This is a genomic window from Paenibacillus dendritiformis (genome assembly GCF_015845845.1).
Lineage (GTDB): Bacteria > Bacillota > Bacilli > Paenibacillales > Paenibacillaceae > Paenibacillus_B > Paenibacillus_B dendritiformis_C.
In genome coordinates this window covers 58,336-78,273 of record NZ_LDIG01000247.1, presented here as the reverse complement: position 1 = coordinate 78,273, position 19,938 = coordinate 58,336, and the positions used below count along the sequence as shown (strand labels likewise).

The following is a 19,938-nucleotide window of genomic DNA, read 5'->3' as shown; positions in this document are numbered from 1 at the left end:
AAAAAAAGGTGAGTTTAGACGGAGCTTCCCCGGGGTCGAAGAGCCAGGCATGCATACCAATAATCACTCGGCAACTTGGGAGACCCTGACGCTCTTCCGAAGACAAGTACTCTTTAGGAACGACTTTGGGAGTATGGCGGCCAAGCGATGAAACGCAAGAAAGCCAAACGGCAGTCAGGGAGTCGGATCGCCGCATAGTACCGAAGAAGCCGATGTAATGTTGGCAGAGGGAAGGCAGGCGACACAACAATCGATCTTGTTAAGGAAACATATACTGCACAACGGAGGCAGCAGAATCAATATGGAAACCAAATTAGCAAGAATAGCAACTATGGCCAAGTCAGACCCGAATCTAAGATTCACTTCCATAGGACACCTCATCAATGAGGAAGCGCTTATAGCTTGCCACAGGAAGATGAAACCGGGGAAGGCTACAGGAGTAGATGGCATAACGAAAGAGATGTACGAGCGTGAATTGGAAGCCAACGTAAAGAATCTGGTGGACCGGCTGAAGAAGAAAAGCTACCGGCCACTGCCGGCACGAAGGACGTATATCCCCAAGGACGAGAAAAGCAGAAGGCCGCTTGGCATACCCGCTTACGAGGACAAACTGGTGCAGATGGCACTCAAACGACTGCTCGAGGCGATATATGAACAGGACTTTCTGGAAAATTCCTACGGATTTCGGCCGGGGCGAAGCATGCACGATGCGCTAAAACGGGTTACATACAACATGGAACGAGGGAAAATGGAGTATGTAGTCGATGCGGATATCTCGGGTTTCTTCAATCATGTGAACCATGAATGGTTGATGAAATTTCTGGATAAAAGAATCGGGGACCCAAACATCCACCGCCTTGTGAGAAGAATGCTCATTGCAGGGATACAGGAAAACGGGGTATTCGAACCGAGTGAAGAAGGAACCCCTCAAGGTTCTGCAGTATCCCCGCTGTTAGCGAATATTTACCTGCATTACGTGCTGGACCTATGGTTCGATGCGGCCGTGAAGAAGCAATTGAGGGGCCGAGCGGAAATGGTGCGGTTCGCAGATGACTTCGTGTGCATGTTTCAGTTCAAAGACGATGCCGAGCGATTTTATTATGCTCTGCTCAAGCGCTTGGCTAAATTCAATTTAACAGTGGCAGAAGAGAAAACAAAGATTATACGATTTGGCCGCTTCGCTGAGGCTGCAAGGAGGAAAGCCGGCCTGGGAAAGCCGGACACGTTCGACTTTCTGGGATTTACCCATTACTGTGGGAAAAGTCGAACGGGGGGCTTTCGAGTCAAACGCAAAACGAGCAAGAAGAAATTCAGGCAGAAAATAAAAGCGTTTGACGCATGGATGAAACAAGCGAGACATAAGGAACTAACCTTAACTATACCAAAGATTCGTGCGAAATTAATAGGCCATTTCCGCTACTACGGAATAACGGATAACTTCAAGAGCATAAGAACGTACGCATACTTGGTACAGAAATCCATGTTCAAATGGCTAAACCGTAGAAGCCAACGGCAGAGTTACAGCAAAGAGAAATTCTATGACCTCGTCAAACGCTGGAATCTGCCGAAGCCGCGCATCTATGTCAATATCTACGGCTAAGAAAAAAAACCATACGTTGTAAATGATTGATGTGAAGAGCCGTATGCGTTAATTGCGCACGTACGGATCTGTGAGGGGTAGGGGCTCAATCCTCGGAAGGAAAGGCCCCGCCTACTCGACCAGGATTCTGCTCCCCGAATCAATTCCATCATCATAACGCCATTTTTTCGCGGCTTTGCCTTTCGCCGCGCGCATGCCCGGCCAGCCCGCCCTAACGCGTAGACCGGCATAATCAAGAAATATCTCTCCCCAAGATTCAGGGCGAAACGGGATTGTTCCAACCTGCTGCCGGTTGGACATCGTCCGGCCCCAATGCCCCTCTCGCTCCTCCGGCGCACTCCGTCCTTGCATTGACCGGACTCGGCAGCTATGCTACTTTAATAAAGCGATACTGATAATCATTATCACATACATTAAAGTACAGCCGAGGTGCTTGAATTGATAACGACGATGATAGACTTCGAACATATTTGCCGCTCCTTGGAGCAATTTTGGTTCAAGCTGCGCGGCGTTGATATTGCGCGCTTCGGACGTATGGAGCCGCAGCTGCTGAATACGTATGTCCTCGTCCTGTCCAAGCATGGCGAAGGCCGCTTGGTCATTGATTATGCCGAATACCGGCTGGGGGAGGGAGCCGTTCATGTGGCCGCGCCCGGACAGACCATCGGCATGACCGCGGAAGAGGGGCAGGAGGCGGAAGCGTACGTGATTCGCTTCGATGTCCGCTCGGATGCGGAGCCGGAGGCGGAGTTCCCGCTGCGCGGGGAGGTGCCTGTGCACCGGGAAGCGCCGACCGTCGTGCTCTGCGAAATATTGTATGGCAGGAGCCGATCCGAGCTGAGAACGGAACGGCTTCTCGCTCAAGCGGCCTTTCACGAGCTGCTGTGCGGAGTGGCAGCCAATATTCGCCGGCTGCCGGACGATCCGCGGGCGGCATTGGAGCGCACGAAGGCGTATATCGACCATCATTTCAACGAGAATCTGACGATCGGGATGCTGGCGCGGATGGCCGATATCAGTCCGAAATACTACGTCGATCTTTTCAAAAAAACATACGGTCAAAGCACGATCGACTATATCACGGAAGTAAGAATCCGCCATGCGAAGCGGATGATGCTGCAGGCGGATGCCCGCCTGCGGGAGATTGCCCAGCAGGTCGGATACAGCGACGAATTTTATTTCAGCCGCAAGTTCAAGCAGCAAATCGGCGTCGCCCCGACCGTCTATATGAAAAAACGGCGGCGCAAAATCGTCGCCTATACGCCGGGGATTGCCGGCCATATGCTTGCCCTCGGGCAAATCCCGTATGCCGCGCCGCTTCATCCGAAATGGACGGCTCATTATTATGAGAAATACCGCTTTGATATTCCGCATCATCTGAGCGCCTATCGCTACAATAAGGATTGGAAAACCAATATCGAAGCCTTATGCGCCGCCAAGCCGGAGCTCGTCATTTGCGACTCGGAATATTTGCAGCCGGAGGAGAAGCGCAATCTGGAAAGCGCGGCCGAGGTGAAATATATATCCGGCCGGGACCACGACTGGCGGGAGCAATTCAGATTGACGGCCCGCTACATCGGCGCAGAGCCGGAAGCGGAATCCTGGTTGTCCGCTTACGAACAGAAAGCGGCTGCCGCCCGGAAGCGTCTGCAGAAGCTGCTGTCGGGCGAGGCGTTTTTCATGATGTGCATCCACAAAGACTGCTGTTATCCTTGCGCCTGCCGCGGAATGAATGAAGTGCTGTACGATGAGCTGCACTTGAACAGAGCGCCGTATCCGGTCGGAGATTCCGGCCGACAAGCTATGAGCTTGGAAGAACTGGCGCATCTCAACCCCGATCGGATATTGCTGAATGTATGCCAGGAGCCGGAATCGCTGCAAGCGTGGCAATCTGTCCAGGCTTCCCGCCTATGGTCGGATATGAAGGCCGTGCGCCGCAATCATGTCTATCTTATTTCATCCGATCCGTGGCGTGAATATTCGGCCTACGCTTGCGAGCGGATGATCGACGATCTGATGAAGCAGCTTGCGCACGAGCTTGACATGGAAGGATAGCCCGATCTGGATTTTGTCCAAGTGAATTCCGGAGATTATCCATGTTCGCTTGGGGAAGAGCAAGTATATAATTTTGATTGAGAATCGTTATCATTATGTTGATAATAATTCTCACATATAATTCATTGAGAAGGAGAAGTAACATGAATAAAAAAGTAGGGGTTCTACTATTATCTTTAGCTATGATGTTCAGTGTCGCGGCATGCGGAACGAAGGATAAGCCCGCTGCATCGGCTCCGCAGCAGCAGGAGACGCAGACGGAGAGCGCTCCGGCTGCAAATACAGACAATACGGTCGGCGAGACAAGAACGATTACATATCTAGGACAGGAGTATACCGTTCCTGTGCAGCCGGCCAAGCTGGTCATTACGGGTTCGGTGGAATCGCTGGAAGACGCGCTCGTGCTGGACGTGCACCCGGCAGGGGCGATGACGACCGGCGGCGAGTTCGCGCCGATGTTCGCCAAGATTACGGACCAGGCGGAACCGATCGGAGAGAAGTCCCAGCCGAATCTGGAAGCGATCTTGAAGCTGAAGCCGGACGTGATCCTGGCAAGCACCAAGTTCCCGGCGGAGGCCATTGAGAAGCTGAACAAGATTGCGGTCACCATCCCTGTCTCCCATATCGCGACCGACTGGCAGGACAATCTGAATCTGCTGGCCGAGCTGTCCGGCAAGCAGGAGCAAGCGAAGCAGGCCTTGCAGAATTACAATGACGAGGTCCAAGCTTTGAAAGAGCAAATCGGTCCCGTTTTGAAGGACAAAAATGTGCTGATTCTCCGGCTGCGCGCAGGCAATTTGTTCATTTATCCGGAAGATGTGTTCTTCAATCCTTCCGTCTATGCCGATCTGGGAGCTTCCGTTCCGGAGGAAGTGAAGAAGGCGGAGGCGCAGCAGTTGATTACGATCGAGCAGTTGTCGCAGATGAACCCGGACTATCTGTTCGTCCAGTTCGCGGAAGCGGAGAACAAAGATAATCCGAAGGCGTTGGAGGATCTGCAGAAAAATCCGATCTGGGGCAGCATCAATGCCGTGAAGAACGACAATCTATTCGTCAATCTGGTCGACCCGACCGCCCAGGGAGGCACGGCTTACAGCAAAATCGCCTTCCTGGAAGCTCTAAAAAACAGCAAGCTCGTTCAAGCCAAGTGAGCCGGTTCCTATGCGGCTAAAGTCATACGCAACAGCGATCATCCTGTGGGGCTCGCCTCTGCTTGCCGTGCTGCTCATCCTATTGTCGGTTCAATACGGGGCCAAAAACATCGATACCGGCACGATTTATGAAGCGGTGTTTCACTTTGATCCGGGAAATGTGAATCATCAAATCATTATGCACTCCCGGATCCCGCGGGTGATCGGGGCTTTGCTCATCGGCGCGTTCCTGGCCATTTCGGGCGCGCTGATGCAGGGGATGACAAGAAATGATCTTGCATCCCCTTCCATTATGGGGGTGCTGGACGGCTCCGTATTTGCCGTTACGGTATGCATGATTTGGCTGCCGGGCTCTTCGTCGCTGGAATTGATCGTTTTTTCATTTATCGGCTCGGCACTCAGCATCGTTCTCGTATTCGGCATGGCGTCGCTGCTGCCCGGCGGGTTGTCTCCGGTGAGATTGGCCATTCTGGGCACGATTATCGGCACGTTTCTGAGCAGTATTTCGGCAGCGCTGGCATCCTATTTTCAAATCTCGCAAAATATCAGCTTCTGGTACAACGCCCGGCTTCATCAGATGGATCCGGAGCTGATCAAGATGGCGATCCCGTTCGCGGTTATCGGAATCGCGTTGGCGGTCGGACTGTCCCGATCGATATCGGTCCTGTCTCTTGGCGAAGAGGTAGCGGTCGGACTTGGCCAAAAAACAACATGGATCAAATTCGGCGCCATGTTCAGCGTCGTCCTGCTGACCGGGATTTCGGCCGCGATCGCCGGCAAAATCGGGTTCGTCGGTCTTATTATTCCGCATATCGTCCGGATGCTTGTCGGGGTCGATTATAAATGGATCATCCCGTGCTCGGGGGTGCTCGGAGCCTTGTTCCTTGCGCTCTGCGACCTGCTCAGCCGCTACGTGAATTATCCGTTCGAGATGCCGATTGGCGTCATCACCTCGCTGCTTGGCGTTCCGTTCTTCCTCTATCTTGTGCGGACGAGAGGAGGCGCGAAGCATGAATAACATCTCGGGCGCCCGCTTTGCGGCTGTGCTGCTCGCCGGAGCTGCCCTGATATTGATCGTCACCTATGTCAGCCTGACCAACGGCATATTTGATATGAGCGTGAAGGATGTTATCGATACATTGCTGCGCATTCAGCCGCAAGCCGACTATGATCTCGTCATTTTCGAGTTCCGGCTGCCGCGGATCGTCATTGCCATTCTGGTCGGGATGGGACTTGGCATCGCCGGAGCGGTTATTCAGAGCATCACGCGCAACGGGCTGGCGGATCCGGGCATTCTCGGAATCAATGCGGGAGCCGGCGCGGCGATGGTTATTTTTATGTTCTTTTTCCAAGGACAGATTAAGGGGACCGGGCTATTGTCGATTATGGCGATGCCGCTGTTCGGCCTGCTGGGCGGGCTGCTTGCGGCCGCCCTCATCTACCTGTTCGCCTGGAAGGACGGCAGGCTGGAGCCGCAGCGGCTGCTGCTTACGGGGATTGCGACCGGATCGGGACTGAGCGCGGTATCGCTGTTTTTGACGCTGAAAATGAATCCGAATGATTTTGAAATGGCCGCGGTATGGAGCTCCGGCAGCATTTACAATGCGAACTGGAAATACATCGTTTCCATTATTCCCTGGCTTCTGCTGCTGCTTCCGGTCATTATTCGCAAGTCCTATATTATGGATATTTTTCAATTGAGGGAGGAAAGTGTCATCAGCGTGGGCGTCTCTTCGGAAAAAGAGAAAGCCGTGCTCTTGCTGTGCAGCATCGGCATCGTAAGCGCCTGCGTATCCGTATCCGGAGGCATCGGATTTATCGGGCTGATGGCGCCGCATATCGCAAGACGGCTCGTCGGAACCGCGCATCGCCGCATTCTCCCGGTGTGCGGAATCGTCGGCGCGCTGCTCGTGCTCGTATCCGACTATATCGGCCGCACCGTGTTCGCTCCGGCGGAGCTGCCCGCAGGCATCGTAACGGCCATCATCGGCGTTCCCTATTTCATTATGCTGCTGTACCGGGGAAGAAAAAAGCGAGGCTAGACAATTATTTACGACAGATGAGGAGTGCACATGGATGTCTAAGAGCCATATGGCGCCGCTTGAACCGCTGCTTCCGGATCAGGCGGGCCGTGAAGTCACCGTGCCGCGTTCGGAGCAATGGGATGTCTGTTCCCGAGGCAGCGGCCGGCCATACCGGATTTTTGTGGCCGTGCCAGCCGAGGAGGCGCCGCCGGCCGGCCATCCGGTCATCTATGTGCTGGACGCGAATTCAACGTTCGGCACGTTAGCGGAAACGGTTCGCGCCCAGTCCCGCGCCAAAGCCAAAACCGGCGTCGATCCCGCCGTCGTCGTCGGCATCGGCTATCCGACCGATGCCCCGTTCGATCCGGCGCGGTTCTATGATTTTACGCTCCCGGTTGCGGCGGAAGAGCTGCCGCCCCATCCGCATGGAGACGCGTGGCCGGAGATGGGCGGAGCCGAAGCATTCAGCCGCTTCATTGAAGAAGAGCTGAAGCCGGCCATCGAGCGCAAGTTCAACATCGATCGCGGCAGGCAGGCGATTATCGGCCACTCGCTGGGCGGACTGTGCGTGCTGCAAATGCTGTTCACCCGGCCCGAGGCATTCAAGACCTATATCGCGGGCAGCCCGTCGATTCATTGGAACAGGCCGTTCATCCGGGAAGCGGGAGAGCGCTTCCTGGCCCGCATGCAGCAGGAACCTGCCGATATTCAGGTCATGATTGCGGTAGGGGAACGGGAGCAAGGGCATCCCAGCCGCATGACCGAGAATGCGAGGGAGCTGGCCGAACGGCTGGCTGCCGTCTCGCCCTCCGGGGTGCGGACCGCGTTCTATGAATTCGCGGGCGAAGGCCATATTTCGCTGCTTCCCGTCTTGATGAGCCATGCCGCCCGCTATGCATTAACGAGCCCAAGCAAGAAGGGCTGAATGATAGGCGGAAGAGCCGGACGGGTTCGCCGCCCCGAGCGAGGCTCGGACTTATCCGCTGACGCAACGAAGCCCCCTATGCCATTTTCGGCTAAGGGGGCTTGCTGTTGCAGGACTACCGCCGCTTTACGCAATAGTCCGGCTTCTCCCATGCGCGCCTAGAATCGCTTGTACATTCCTACCGAGCGGGGATAGGTGTAATCGAATCCGAACTGCGCGTACAATTGATCGGCGGGCAGATCCGCAATTAAGCTGACATACGATTGCTTGGGGGCGTTCTCGTCCAGGTAACGGGAAATCTCCGCCATAATCGTCTTTCCCCACCCTTGTCCCTGATGGGATGGCCTTACGCAAATATCGACCACCTGAAAAAAGCAGCCGCCATCTCCGATGATCCGGCCCATGCCAATCAGTTCGCCATTCTGCCGCAGCGTTACCGTGAAAACGGAATTTTGCAGCGCGACGGCGGCTCCCTCCAAGCTTTTGGAACTCAAACCGGCCGCTGTCCGGATCGCAACATACTCTTCCGGGCTGGGAGCCTCATGCAAAATAAGTACATTGGAATTCATAAATTTCCTCCATTTCCCCTGAGCTGCGGGCGGAGCGATATTGTCATCCAGGGATAATTCAATTCTTTCCCATTATAAATCAGGGACGGGCTTTTCAAAATACGGGATCAATGATCATCGTTATTCATACAGGGCGTCCTTCAGCTTCGTGGACATGCCCGATCGGCTGCGGGCCGCAGCGAGTGCAGACTTGCGGAGCCGTTCATTCTCGCGGGTCAATGCCTCCATCCTGAGCAGCATCTCGTCGAACAATTGGCGAGCCTCTTCGCTTAATCCGCCCTCCAGAGCTTTTTTTCTATCCGCGAACGCTTGAACGGGTGTTTCCTTATGCATTGAATTTGCCTTCTTTCTTCTGCTTCTATGGCTTCGATTTCTATCTTTCATTCCACTCTCAATCTATTATAGAACAGATGGATACAAGCCAAAAGAAGGATATAAAAAAGATGACCGTAATCATCTCCTGTTTGTGATACAATGATGGGTGCCAATTTGATCGCAGAAGGGATCCTATCATCATGAAGAGACTTTACGAGAGCCGATTCCATCGATGCTGTATTGCATCGCTTTCCAATTTCGCGGCGGCGAAGGCGGCGGGACGATGACAACCCGGACCATCCAAGACGCAACGAATGTGCGCCAGTCGCAAATCCGCCGCATGTATCTGTACATGTTTATGATATTTACGCCGGATGCTGGCCTCCCGAAGACTTGGAGATTCCTATGCGGTCATTCGCGGTTTCGGGGCGGCCGGGTTCGCGGTGTCCGCGCTTGTTATCGGCTGGCTGCTCGGCCGGCTGCCGGGGCATGCCGCCATGGGATGGATTATGATGTCTCTGCTTGCCGCAACCGGCGGGGTGCTCCTGATGATCCGCGATCCCCGGCGCCCGGAGGCGGACGGCCCGGAAGCACAGCGGAAGAGCGAAGGGCCTTCGCGAACGGAAGCGGCGGACATGTCCCAATTTTGGAAATACGTGTTCACCCGGCGCTTCCTCTTGTTCATTGCGGTGCTCATTACGTACAATATGACTTTAATCTTCAGGCTGGATGCTGCCGGCGGCTACGGAAGTCATTATCTTCCTGTATTTGGGCCGCGCGGGCAGACAATTCCGACCGTTGACGATGCTGGCCTGGTCCGCCGTCATTCTCGGCATTCGGGCACTCGTCATCTATGTGACCGATTGGCTGCCTCTGATTCTGTTCATGCAGGCGTTTCAGGGAATCGGCATTGCGCTCTTCTTCATCTATCTTGCCGAGTACATGATGGACCTGATACCGGATCGGTTCCGGGCCAGCGGGCAGGCAATGATGCAGGTGGCGCTCAGCATTGGCGCGACGATGACGGGCAGCATTATCGGGGCGTATATATACAGCCAATGGGGCAATAAAGCGCTGTTCCTCGTGATGGGAGCGGTGCTGGCGATTGCGGCAGGCGGCTTCGCCGCGGCGGATCGGCTGGAACGGCGGAGGGAACGGACAGAAGCGGCCTCCGTCTAACATCTGACTAACATAACAACGGAAGTCTGGGCATTCAGCCTGGGCTTCCGTTTTTTATGCATCACCAAGATTTTTGTTTCAAAAGGTACCTTGCAATATACAGTAGCGTATGTTACGATGTACTCAACTTAAGATGTACTTAAATTCGATGAAATCCATATTGACGTCGAAGGGAGGTTGGCTGGAGCGTGAATACGCAATTCAAGAAAGGCGTGCTCGAATTGTGCGTCCTCGTTCTCACTTATGAGAAGGATCGTTACGGCTATGAATTGGTGAACCGGATCTCGGAGAAATTCCAGGTCGCGGAAGGCACGATGTATCCTTTGCTGCGCCGATTGACTCAGGAAGGGCATTGCTCGACGTATTTGAAGGAATCGTCGGAAGGTCCGCCCCGCAAGTACTATAAGCTCACCGAAACGGGAGAGGCGTATATGCGGGATATGGTGAAGGAGTGGACTTTGTTCTCGCAAGGCGTAGATGAGATTATTAAGGAGGTTATGAATGGTGAGCGAGCGTAAACATCAGTTTTTGACCCGGCTGGAGCAATTGCTGGGAGCGGTTCCCGAGGCGGAGCGCCGGGAGATTATGTCCGATTTCGAGTCGCATTTTCAGGAGGCCCACGAGGCGGGGAGATCGGAGGAAGAGATATTCCGCTCGCTGGGAAGCGAGCAGGCGATTGCCGGCGAGATACTGGCCCAATATGGATTGGATCTTCCGAGCGTTCAGGAGCCGCCCGCTGCCCGAGAGGAAGCGGAACCGAATGCCGATCCGGATCGCAGCGCTGCCGTGCATAACGCTTTTGCCGATCCGTTCGGCTCCGGAACCGATTCATCACTTCGGCTTATCCGGCTGGAGACGGATGTTGTCGATGTTCATCTCGACACTCATGACGGCCAAGACATATCTTATCATTTTGATTCATTTGACGCGGGGCAATTCGATGTGCGGGAAACGAGAGAAGGGGATGCTTACCGACTGACCGTCCAGCTTCGGCGCAGCGGAATGAAGCGCTTCTTTTCTCCGGTAAGCGGAGATCTTCATGTTCAAATCCCGGCTTCGTTCGGGGGAACGGTGGAACTGGCCTGCGTATCCGGCGACGCAGAGGTACGGGAGATTCGGGCAGAGCGCCTTGATGCGGAGCTGAAATCGGGCGATCTCACGATTGTTGACAGCTCATGCGGGCATGTAACGGCACGGATGAAATATGGCGATGCCGAGCTCCACGATTGCACATGCGGCAAGGCTGATCTGCATACGTTGTCGGGCGATGTGACGATTTTTGATCTTCGGGCAGACGAGTTCGCGCTGAAGGCGGCGTCCGGCGATATTGAACTGCATCGGTTGGAGGCTCAAGCGCTGCGTGCCGAGCTGCTGTCCGGCGATATGCATATCGTTGACGGCAGAGGCGACACCTGGAAATTTACCGCCGCGTCCGGCGATTTGAAGCTGGCGTCCATCGCCGCCGACGTTCACATTGACGTAGCTTCCGGCAGCATCTCAACGAAGAATATCCGTGGTTCATTGAACGTTCTGGCCAAGAGCGGAGAAGTCGAATGCGAGCTTGCTTCCGGAACGAATCAAGCCGCAATCGAGAATTTGGCAGGGAATGTACGTCTTCTGATCCCTTCCGAAATGCGGGAGCTGGAGCTGGAGGCGTCCACCGTGCTTGGAACGGTGTCGATCCGTCTTCCTCAATTCCCGGAAGGGCATGCCCCAACCAGCCGTTTCCGCGGACAGCTTGGAGAGAACGGTCCCAAAATTCAATTGGCGACGAAGGTAGGTTCCATTTCCGTAGCGTCGATATGAATCAGAAGAAGGAGGACGAGAAGAAAGTGGATTATTTCAGTTCGTACAAGCTAATCGATCAGGTACAGCGGGAAGCGGCGCGAGAGGCGGAGCAGAGCCGCTTGTGGCGTACCTTTACGGCGGGAAGCCTGACCGGTGAAGAACTAACGGAGAGAGCTTTCCATGTTCTGAATGACTTGCTGAATTCGGAACGAGACGACGTCAGGCTGCGCGCGGCGGAGATTATTATGAACGGCTGCCGCCGGCGCCGGTGGTTCGCGTTAAGATAATAATCTCGTCTGATAGATAAGGCCGATTCTTCCCTTGCGGGGCAGGAACCGGCCTTTATTCTATGCCAACGTCGTGGCCAGCAGATACAGATTGAGCACGGCGATGATGGTTCCGGCACTCCACGCAAGCGCCTGCATCCAGCGAGGACTGGCGAAGGGGCCCATTTTGCGATGGTCACCGGTAAAGCGAATGAGCGGAAAAACGGCGAACGACAATTGCAGCGACAAGATGACCTGACTGAGAATCAGCAGCTCGCCGGTGCTCTTCTCCCCATAGATGGCGATGACCGCTACCGCGGGAATAATCGCGATCAGCCGCGTGATGAGGCGCCGGACCCACGGCTTCAAGCGAATGTTCAGGAAGCCCTCCATCACGATCTGTCCGGCAAGCGTGCCCGTCAAGGTCGAATTCTGGCCGGAAGCGAGCAGGGCGACAGCGAACAGGATGCTCGCCATCCCCGTGCCCAGGAGCGGCGCAAGCATTTGGTACGCATCTTCAATCTCCGCAATCTCGGTATGTCCGGTTCGGTAGAATGTCGAAGCGGCCAGCATGAGAATCGCGGCGTTGACGAACATAGCCAGCATCAAGGCGATAGTCGAATCGAGCGTAGCGAAGCGGATCGCCTGCTTCTTGCCGGCAAGCGAGTCTTCGAAGTTGCGCGTCTGCACGATCGAGGAATGCAGGTACAGATTATGCGGCATGACGGTCGCCCCCAATATGCCGAGGGCGATATATAGCATCTCCGGATTCCTGATAATTTCCGGGCTTGGAATGAACCCCTGCGCGACTTCCCGAATATCCGGCCGGGACAGGAACAGCTCGACGCCGAAACAGGCCAGAATAATCAGAAATAGCGTAACGACGATGGATTCGATGTAGCGGAAGCCTTTATGCTGCAGCATCAATACAATAAATATATCGAGAGAGGTAATGATGACCCCGATCAACAGCGGCAGGCCGAACAGCAGCTCAAGCGCGATCGCGGAGCCGATGATTTCGGCCAGATCGCAGGCGGCTATGGCCAACTCGCATAATACCCACAGGACGAAATTCACCGGCTTGCTGTAATGATCATGGCAAGCCTGGGCCAAATCCCGTCCGGTCGCGATGCCGAGCCGGGCGGACAGCGATTGCAGCAGCACCGCCATTAGATTGGAGAGCAGCACGACGGACAGCAGCGTATAATTGAAGCGCGAGCCACCCGCAATATCGGTTGCCCAGTTGCCAGGGTCCATATAGCCGACGGCGACCATATACCCGGGCCCGACAAACGCTAAAAATTTGCGGAACCGGGATCCTTTCGCCGGCACGGGCATCGATTTATAGGATTCGGCCAGCGTTGGCTCCGTTCGCTCATGGCGCCAGCCGCTGCCGGAGGATTTCGTTCTCTTGCCCATCTCAGATCCCCCTTCTTTCCTTCCTGTCTTCCTTTGCACAGCGAGACCGCGCGGTTTCCTGTTTCCCGTCATATTATAGGATATTATTACCCTGACCGGCCGCATTGTATCAACGGCAGCATTTTTCCGGATGGTTAGGATTCACATTTTGTCAAAAGAGTACTATAATAAAAATTGAAGTAATTACTCTCTTCAAAAAAAATAGCCCCAGTGAAAACTAATCTCATTCTCAATACCATGCTGTTCCCTGATAGGGAACAGCATGTCGCATTTTTAGGGGAATAACAACGATAGTCATTATCAATGAAGAGGGTGTGTTACGAATGAAAAACAAGCACAAGCAATCATTCACGGAATGGATGGATAAATACGGCGAGGCGCTGGCTGCGGCGGGAAGCGCCTGCTTTATTGCCTTGGCCTTTATCGCAGGCTATGTCTCGGAGACGCTGGCAATCGCGTTCTTTGCGCTCTCCTATGTGATGGGAGGCTGGCTGAAGCTGAAGGATGGGCTGGTTACGCTCATCCGGGACAAGGATCTGGATGTCAATCTGCTAATGATCGCCGCGGCCTTGGGCGCCGCCAGCATCGGGTACTGGTCGGAAGGCGCGATTCTCATCTTCATCTTCGCCTTGAGCGGGGCGCTGGAGACGTTCACGATGAACCGGAGCTCGCGCGACATTTCGGCGCTGATGGAATTGAAGCCGGAGCAAGCCATCGTGCTCCGAGACGGGCAGGAAGTTATCGTTCCGGTGGAGCGGCTGCAAGTCGGCGAGACGGTTCTGGTCAAGCCAGGTGAGCGCATTCCGGCGGACGGGCTCGTGCAGGAAGGAACCTCTGCCGTCGATCAAGCTTCGATTACCGGGGAGAGCGTACCGGTTGACAAAGGCCCCGGCGACGAAGTATTCGCAGGCACGGTGAACGGCCAAGGCGCGCTCTATATGGAAGTGACTCAATCCAGCGAATCGTCGCTGTTTTCCAAAATTATTCGGCTTGTCCAGGAAGCGCAGAGCGAGATGCCGAAATCACAGCGCTTCATTGAGAAGTTCGAGCGGATTTATGCGCGGGTCATTATTCTGGTCACACTGCTGCTGATCTTCATCCCGCCGCTTCTTCTCGGCGAGACGTGGGAGGCTGCGTTCTACCGGTCGATGGTGTTCCTCGTCGTCGCATCCCCTTGCGCGCTCGTCGCGTCCATTATGCCGGCCACCTTGTCGGCTATATCGAATAGCGCCCGCAAAGGCTTGCTGTTCAAGGGCGGCGCTTATCTCGATCACATCTCGCGCGTGCAGGTGATCGCGTTCGACAAGACCGGAACGTTGACGCAGGGCCGATTGACGGTAACCGACCTGGAACCGCGCGGCGGCCTGCAGGCTTCGGAGCTGCTTCAGGCGGCAGCGGCGCTGGAGTCGCTGTCGACCCACCCGATTGCCAAAGCGATCGTCCTGGAATCCGAGCGCGCTCGGCCGGACGGCAAAGAGGCCGCCTGGGCGCGGCCGACCGATTTCCAAGCCCGGTCGGGACTTGGAATCGAAGCGGAGATGGAAGGCGCGCGCTGGCGCATCGGCAAGCCGTCCTTTATTTTGAACGAGGCCGATGCGGAAGTTCTCGCCCGGACAGCCGAGCTTCAGAGCGAAGGCAAGACCGTCATTGCGGTCGAGCGGGACGGCGCTGTCGTCGGCTTGATCGGGCTCCAGGATCGGATTCGCCCGGAGACGCCGGCCATCGTCCGCCAATTGAAGCATAGCGGCATTCAGGTGGCGATGCTTACGGGGGATCAGGAGCGGACGGCGCAGGCCATTGCGGCCGAGGCGGGAATCGACCTCGTCTTTGCCGAGTTGATGCCGGAGGACAAACTGACGATCGTCAAAAAGCTGAAGTCGGAGTATGGAGCGGTAGCGATGGTAGGGGACGGCGTCAACGACGCCCCCGCTCTTGCCGCGGCCAATGTCGGCATTGCGATGGGGGCCGCCGGCAGCGATGCGGCGCTGGAGACCGCCGACTTGGTGCTGATGAATGATGATCTGGGCAATATCGAGCACGCCATTTCGCTCGGGAGACGCACCCAGACCATCGTCAAGCAAAATATTATTTTTGCCGGCGCCGTAATCGTGGCTCTCATCTCTGCCAACTTCTTGTTCGGAATACCGCTTCCATTAGGCGTCGTCGGGCATGAAGGCAGCACAATCCTCGTCATCCTGAACGGATTGCGCCTGCTCCGATCGTAGAGCTATCCGCAATGATCCGATTCCTATCCATATGATGAACGCGATAATTTCACATATCATAGAGTCAATAAGACGAAGAGCCGGAGATGCATAAGCAGACTCCGGCTTATTTGCGCTTCCTCCAAATTGGGTATCCTAGTATTGTAATCAGACAATATGGTGTCAGCGGAGGTGAGCAATATTGTGGACGACCGACACGATTATCTTTCTGCTTGGCATTTTGCTGCTGGCCGGAGTCGTCAGCGCCAAGTTTTCGAATCGCTTTAACGTTCCTTCGCTCGTGCTGTTTATCGCCGTCGGCATGATCATGAACCGGTTAATCTACTTCGACAACACGAAGCTGACGCAGTTATTCGGAATATTGGCGCTGATTGTGATTCTGTTCGAAGGCGGGATGCAGACAAGCTGGAAGCAAATGCGGCCCGTGGTCGGCGCAGCCGTCTCGCTTGCTACGCTCGGCGTTGTCGTAACCGCCTTGGTGTTCGGCCTGTGCGCGGCCTACATTCTCGATATTTCCTGGAAGGAAGGCCTGCTCATCGGCGCGATTGTCGGCTCCACCGACGCGGCGGCCGTGTTTGCGGTCATGGGGAGCCAGCGGGTGAAGCGCAAGCTGTCCTCGACATTGGAGGCGGAGTCAGGCACGAACGACCCGATGGCGGTATTTCTCACCGTGTCATTAATTGAGTGGATCCAGACGCCGAATGCGAATCTGTTCTACATGTTTCTGTCATTCCTGTGGGAAATGGGGTTCGGACTCGTGTTCGGGCTGGGCGTCGGCTGGCTGGCGATTCAGATCGTCAACCGCATCCATCTGGACACCTCCGGACTGTATCCGGTGCTGTCGATCGGACTGTCCATCGTGACGTACAGCGGAGCCGCGATGCTGCACGGCAGCGGGTTCCTCGCCGTCTACGTCATGGCGCTGGTGCTGGGCAACGCCGATTTGCAATACCGCTTCACGATAACCCGCTTCAATGAAGGCTTCGCCTGGATGATGCAAATTTTGATGTTCATCCTGCTCGGGCTTCTCGTCTTTCCCGGGGAACTGGTTGAAGTGATGTGGCAGGCCATCCTGCTGTCGCTGATTTTGATGCTGATCGCCCGTCCGCTAGGGGTGGCGGCGAGCTTGCTGTTCGGGCGCTTCTCGCTCCGCGAGCAGACGCTGATTGCCTGGGCGGGATTGAAGGGCGCCGTGCCCATTGTTCTCGCCACCTACCCGATGATTGCGGGGCTGGAGCAGGGCCAATTGTTCTTCAATGTCATCTTCTTTATCGTCCTGACCTCGGCGTTGGTGCAGGGAGCGACCATTTCGCCTCTGGCGAGGAGGCTGGGGTGGGCGGGCGATCCATCTGCGGGAATATGGCAAGGGCTCGAATTGGTCTCTGTCGGCAAGACGAATCTGGATATGGTCAAAAAGTCAATCGAACCGGGAACCTGTGTCGAGAACTGCACGCTTCAGCAACTGGAGCTGCCGGAAGATACGCTGATCACCGCCATCGTGCGCGGGGAAGAAATGCTGGCCCCCCGGGGGCATACCCGCCTGCAGGCCGGCGACGTCGCTTATGTGCTCGTGGCCAAAAAAAATCTGGATACGGTGCGCAGCATGTTCACCGAGCCGGTCAAGGAGGGATGCTGCTCCGGCCGGAACCGGGAAGCGGACGGAGAGGTGCCATAGTACGAGATGATATACGTCATGCATCGACAAAAAAACAACTATAGACCGATATCTGCGTCAAGCTCGTAGGTATGCGGTCTTTTTTTTGGGGAAAATTTCAGGGGCGTGCTACATTCTCAGAGAAATTTTCCCTGTTCCTATTGTGAAATAGGACCTACGATCCGATACTTATATTATGTGCCCTTATTTACCATGACAGTGCTTTGCGCAGCCGGACGGCAACCTGCGGAACTGCATGCGGCATGAACAGGCAGCCGATAGCCCTATGGTTCGCAAGCACCATAGTCGCAGAGCTTGTCTCGAATGAATATCTGAATATCGCCACGAACGGAGATAGCGCTATCGCCGTATTCGCAGCTAAGAACGCAACTGTGACAAGGAGATGAAACAATTGAAGGAGAAGCAACAGAAAGACAAAAAGAGGACATCAGGGCAAAAAGCGCCCAAAGCAAAAGCGGAACATCGGAAAGAGCGCGCTTTTGTGAACTCGGTGAAACAGACGGTGAAGATGGTCTCTTCCTCCGTGTTCAAAAGTCCGGCCCGATCGGTCGGGGCGAAGCTGTTCCTGGTTTTCGTCATCAGCATTATTGTGTTCGTCTTCGCCGTCGGGATGTTCTCTTACTCGGTAGCGAAGAATGCGATCGAAGATCGCTCGGCGGAATCCAGCTACCAGACGATGATTCAAGCATCTCAGAAGCTGGACATGCAGCTTACGCAGTTCAACAATATGACGATGCAGATTATGTTCGATCCGAACTTGAAGGCTCAGGTGGCGAAGCTGAAAGGGCTCAAGGACGGCACTTATGATATGATCCAGGCGATCGACAGCATCTCGAAGACGCTGCAGACCTATAGCATGAGCAACGATCAGATCGAGAACATATATTTGATTCCGAAGGAAAAGACCGATCTGGTGGTCGCCGCCATGGGCGTTCGCCGCGCTCTGGATAAAGTGTGGGAGTCCGACTGGTTCCAGGAGGCGAAGAGCAGCAGCGGACAATCGATATGGGTCAGCACGCAACTGGGCGGGTTGAGCGATGCCGCGGAGCCGACATTCGGGATTGCGAGACCGATGCGGGATCTGAACTCGGGCGAGGCGAACTTTATTATTTATTTGGAAATCAAGCAGCGCACGCTGAAAAATTCGTTGCGGGACATTCATATCGGCGACGGATCCAGTATTCAAATTTTGAATCCGAACGGGCAATATATTTACGCTCCGGACGACAAGCTGCTGACTCAGGCCGCTGCCGATTGGCTTCAGCCGGTCAAGGAAGAAGGGCAGAAGAAGCTGAGCGGAAGCTCCATCGTGTATTCCGATCAGGACGGCAAGATGATGCTCGTCTATGATCAGATCAAGGTGAACGGCTGGACGCTTGTCGGAGCCGTGCCGGTGACGGAGCTGACCAAGGATGCCAGCACGATTCTCCTGGTTACGTTCCTGTCCATGGGCGGGGCCGCCCTGCTGGCCATTATTCTCGGCGGATTGGTCATTCAGTGGGTAGCGACGCCGATGGTAAGGCTGCTCGCTCTGATGAATGAAGGGGCGCAAGGCAATCTGGCCGTTCGGGCCACCGTGAAGACCAAAGACGAAATCGGGCAGTTGTCTGCCGGCTTCAACACGATGATGGAGCAGATTACATCGCTGGTTCAGAGCACCGAGGCGAGCGCGCGCTCCGTATTGGACACGGCGGCATCCCTGTCGGAAGCTTCCCGTTCGACCGCGATCTCGGCAAAAGAGATCGCCGTGGCGACCGAAGAGATCGCCAAGGGCGCGACCTCGCTGGCTGTCGAGGCCGAGCGCGGGCATGACTTGACCCATAATATGGCTTCACACATGAAGCATGTCATCGATGCGAATGTGCAGATGGATACATCCGCTCAAGCGGTTGCCCAGTCCAGCGAATTGGGAGCATCCAACATGAATTCGCTCTTGACCAGAACGGAATCGACAGGAGAAATGATGCGCTCGCTGGCTGAGCGGATCAAGCAATTAAGCGAGAGCACGCAGTCGATTCGCAAAGTGTTGGAAATGATCCATAACATGACGAAGCAGACGAATATTTTGTCTCTGAACGCGACTATCGAAGCGGCGCGGGCGGGAGCCGCCGGCAAAGGCTTCATGGTGGTGGCCGACGAGATTCGGAACCTCGCCGATCAATCGCGGCAATCGATCGACGTCGTCGGGCAGATCACGGAGCGGATCGAGACGGAGATTACCGAGACGGTAGCGGCGCTGTCCGCCGCGTTCCCGATATTCCAGAAGCAAGCCGAAGCGGTGCAGGAGACGGATGCCATTTTTGGCACGGTTCAGCAGCAGATGGGCGGCATGATCGAGCATCTCGGCAATGTCACCGGTTCGATCGATCGACTGAACGAGGCACAGTCGATTCTCGTCGAAGCGATGAGCAACGTAAGCGCCGTTGCCGAAGAAGCTTCGGCTACTTCGGAAGAGGTGGCGTCGCTCAGCACCGAGCAATTGAACATTTCCAACCGCTTGGTCGAGCTGTCCCAGCAGTTGGAGGAGGTATCCACCAACCTGAAGGATACGCTGTCCCAGTTCAAATACTAAGTGGACAGGCAGGTGCCGTGCGCACCTGCAGCATGCCCGCATCCTTGCAGCCAGGATGCGGGCATCTAAAAAAGCCGGTTGCAACCGCATCAAAATTATGGTATGTTAGGAATAACTTCACACGAACGTTGGTACGGAAGCACCGTCATCAAGCAGACGGGACATGCAGCGCATG

General features: G+C 55.2%; 16 protein-coding genes. 13 read left to right on the top strand and 3 right to left on the bottom strand.

Annotated features, from left to right (window positions below):
• Positions 1 to 301: 301 nt before the first annotated feature.
• The 6 genes from ltrA (at position 302) to ABD76_RS24550 (ending at position 7,755) form a co-directional block, all read left to right on the top strand.
• On the top strand, positions 302 to 1,600 hold the full coding sequence (gene ltrA / locus ABD76_RS24575) for a group II intron reverse transcriptase/maturase (RefSeq protein ID WP_197253427.1): 1,299 nt from the start codon (positions 302 to 304) through the stop codon (positions 1,598 to 1,600).
• A gap of 429 nt (positions 1,601 to 2,029) precedes the next feature.
• Positions 2,030 to 3,655, top strand: coding sequence for an ABC transporter substrate-binding protein (locus ABD76_RS24570; RefSeq protein ID WP_197259623.1), 1,626 nt, complete (start codon positions 2,030 to 2,032; stop codon positions 3,653 to 3,655).
• A gap of 143 nt (positions 3,656 to 3,798) precedes the next feature.
• Positions 3,799 to 4,806, top strand: coding sequence for an ABC transporter substrate-binding protein (locus ABD76_RS24565; protein ID WP_197259622.1), 1,008 nt, complete (start codon positions 3,799 to 3,801; stop codon positions 4,804 to 4,806).
• A 10-nt stretch (positions 4,807 to 4,816) separates the two neighbouring features.
• Positions 4,817 to 5,824, top strand: coding sequence for a FecCD family ABC transporter permease (locus ABD76_RS24560; RefSeq protein WP_197259621.1), 1,008 nt, complete (start codon positions 4,817 to 4,819; stop codon positions 5,822 to 5,824).
• Positions 5,817 to 6,848 (top strand): FecCD family ABC transporter permease, encoded by a 1,032-nt coding sequence (locus tag ABD76_RS24555; protein ID WP_197259620.1) that lies wholly within the window; start codon positions 5,817 to 5,819, stop codon positions 6,846 to 6,848. Before ABD76_RS24560 ends, ABD76_RS24555 begins: the two co-directional genes overlap by 8 nt.
• Before the next feature lie 34 nt (positions 6,849 to 6,882).
• The gene (locus ABD76_RS24550) at positions 6,883 to 7,755 is read left to right on the top strand and encodes an alpha/beta hydrolase (protein ID WP_275100862.1); all 873 of its coding nucleotides are present in this window, start codon (positions 6,883 to 6,885) and stop codon (positions 7,753 to 7,755) included.
• A gap of 158 nt (positions 7,756 to 7,913) precedes the next feature.
• On the opposite strand, the gene ABD76_RS24545 is transcribed toward ABD76_RS24550, so the two are convergent.
• Together ABD76_RS24545 and ABD76_RS24540 are read right to left on the bottom strand one after the other, a co-directional pair.
• Positions 7,914 to 8,324 (bottom strand): GNAT family N-acetyltransferase, encoded by a 411-nt coding sequence (locus ABD76_RS24545; RefSeq protein ID WP_197259619.1) that lies wholly within the window; start codon positions 8,322 to 8,324, stop codon positions 7,914 to 7,916.
• A 120-nt stretch (positions 8,325 to 8,444) separates the two neighbouring features.
• Positions 8,445 to 8,657, bottom strand: a complete 213-nt coding sequence (locus tag ABD76_RS24540; RefSeq protein ID WP_197259618.1) for a Ni2+-binding GTPase — start codon at positions 8,655 to 8,657, stop codon at positions 8,445 to 8,447.
• A gap of 711 nt (positions 8,658 to 9,368) precedes the next feature.
• Between ABD76_RS24540 and ABD76_RS29940 the strand changes: the two genes are divergently transcribed.
• The 4 genes from ABD76_RS29940 (at position 9,369) to ABD76_RS24520 (ending at position 11,893) form a co-directional block, all read left to right on the top strand.
• Positions 9,369 to 9,818 (top strand): MFS transporter, encoded by a 450-nt coding sequence (locus tag ABD76_RS29940; protein ID WP_242069786.1) that lies wholly within the window; start codon positions 9,369 to 9,371, stop codon positions 9,816 to 9,818.
• Positions 9,819 to 10,006: 188 nt separating this feature from the next.
• The gene (locus tag ABD76_RS24530; protein ID WP_006677657.1) at positions 10,007 to 10,336 is read left to right on the top strand and encodes a PadR family transcriptional regulator; all 330 of its coding nucleotides are present in this window, start codon (positions 10,007 to 10,009) and stop codon (positions 10,334 to 10,336) included.
• Positions 10,323 to 11,624, top strand: a complete 1,302-nt coding sequence (locus ABD76_RS24525) for a DUF4097 family beta strand repeat-containing protein (protein ID WP_197259617.1) — start codon at positions 10,323 to 10,325, stop codon at positions 11,622 to 11,624. Before ABD76_RS24530 ends, ABD76_RS24525 begins: the two co-directional genes overlap by 14 nt.
• A 26-nt stretch (positions 11,625 to 11,650) precedes the next feature.
• Entirely contained in the window at positions 11,651 to 11,893 is a 243-nt protein-coding gene (locus ABD76_RS24520) for a hypothetical protein (RefSeq protein WP_197259616.1), read from the top strand.
• Positions 11,894 to 11,953: 60 nt separating this feature from the next.
• Here ABD76_RS24520 and ABD76_RS24515 read toward each other — a convergent pair whose 3' ends face one another.
• Positions 11,954 to 13,291 carry an Nramp family divalent metal transporter gene (locus tag ABD76_RS24515; protein ID WP_197259615.1) on the bottom strand — a complete coding sequence of 446 codons (1,338 nt, stop codon included), beginning with the start codon at positions 13,289 to 13,291 and terminating at the stop codon, positions 11,954 to 11,956.
• Between the two features lie 323 nt (positions 13,292 to 13,614).
• Between ABD76_RS24515 and ABD76_RS24510 the strand changes: the two genes are divergently transcribed.
• The 3 genes from ABD76_RS24510 to ABD76_RS24500 all read left to right on the top strand — a co-directional run bounded on the left by ABD76_RS24510 (position 13,615) and on the right by ABD76_RS24500 (position 19,763).
• Entirely contained in the window at positions 13,615 to 15,516 is a 1,902-nt protein-coding gene (locus tag ABD76_RS24510) for a heavy metal translocating P-type ATPase (RefSeq protein ID WP_197259614.1), read from the top strand.
• 178 nt (positions 15,517 to 15,694) lie between these two features.
• On the top strand, positions 15,695 to 17,191 hold the full coding sequence (locus tag ABD76_RS24505; protein ID WP_197259633.1) for a potassium/proton antiporter: 1,497 nt from the start codon (positions 15,695 to 15,697) through the stop codon (positions 17,189 to 17,191).
• A 481-nt stretch (positions 17,192 to 17,672) separates the two neighbouring features.
• Entirely contained in the window at positions 17,673 to 19,763 is a 2,091-nt protein-coding gene (locus ABD76_RS24500; RefSeq protein ID WP_338125193.1) for a methyl-accepting chemotaxis protein, read from the top strand.
• Positions 19,764 to 19,938: the final 175 nt, after the last annotated feature.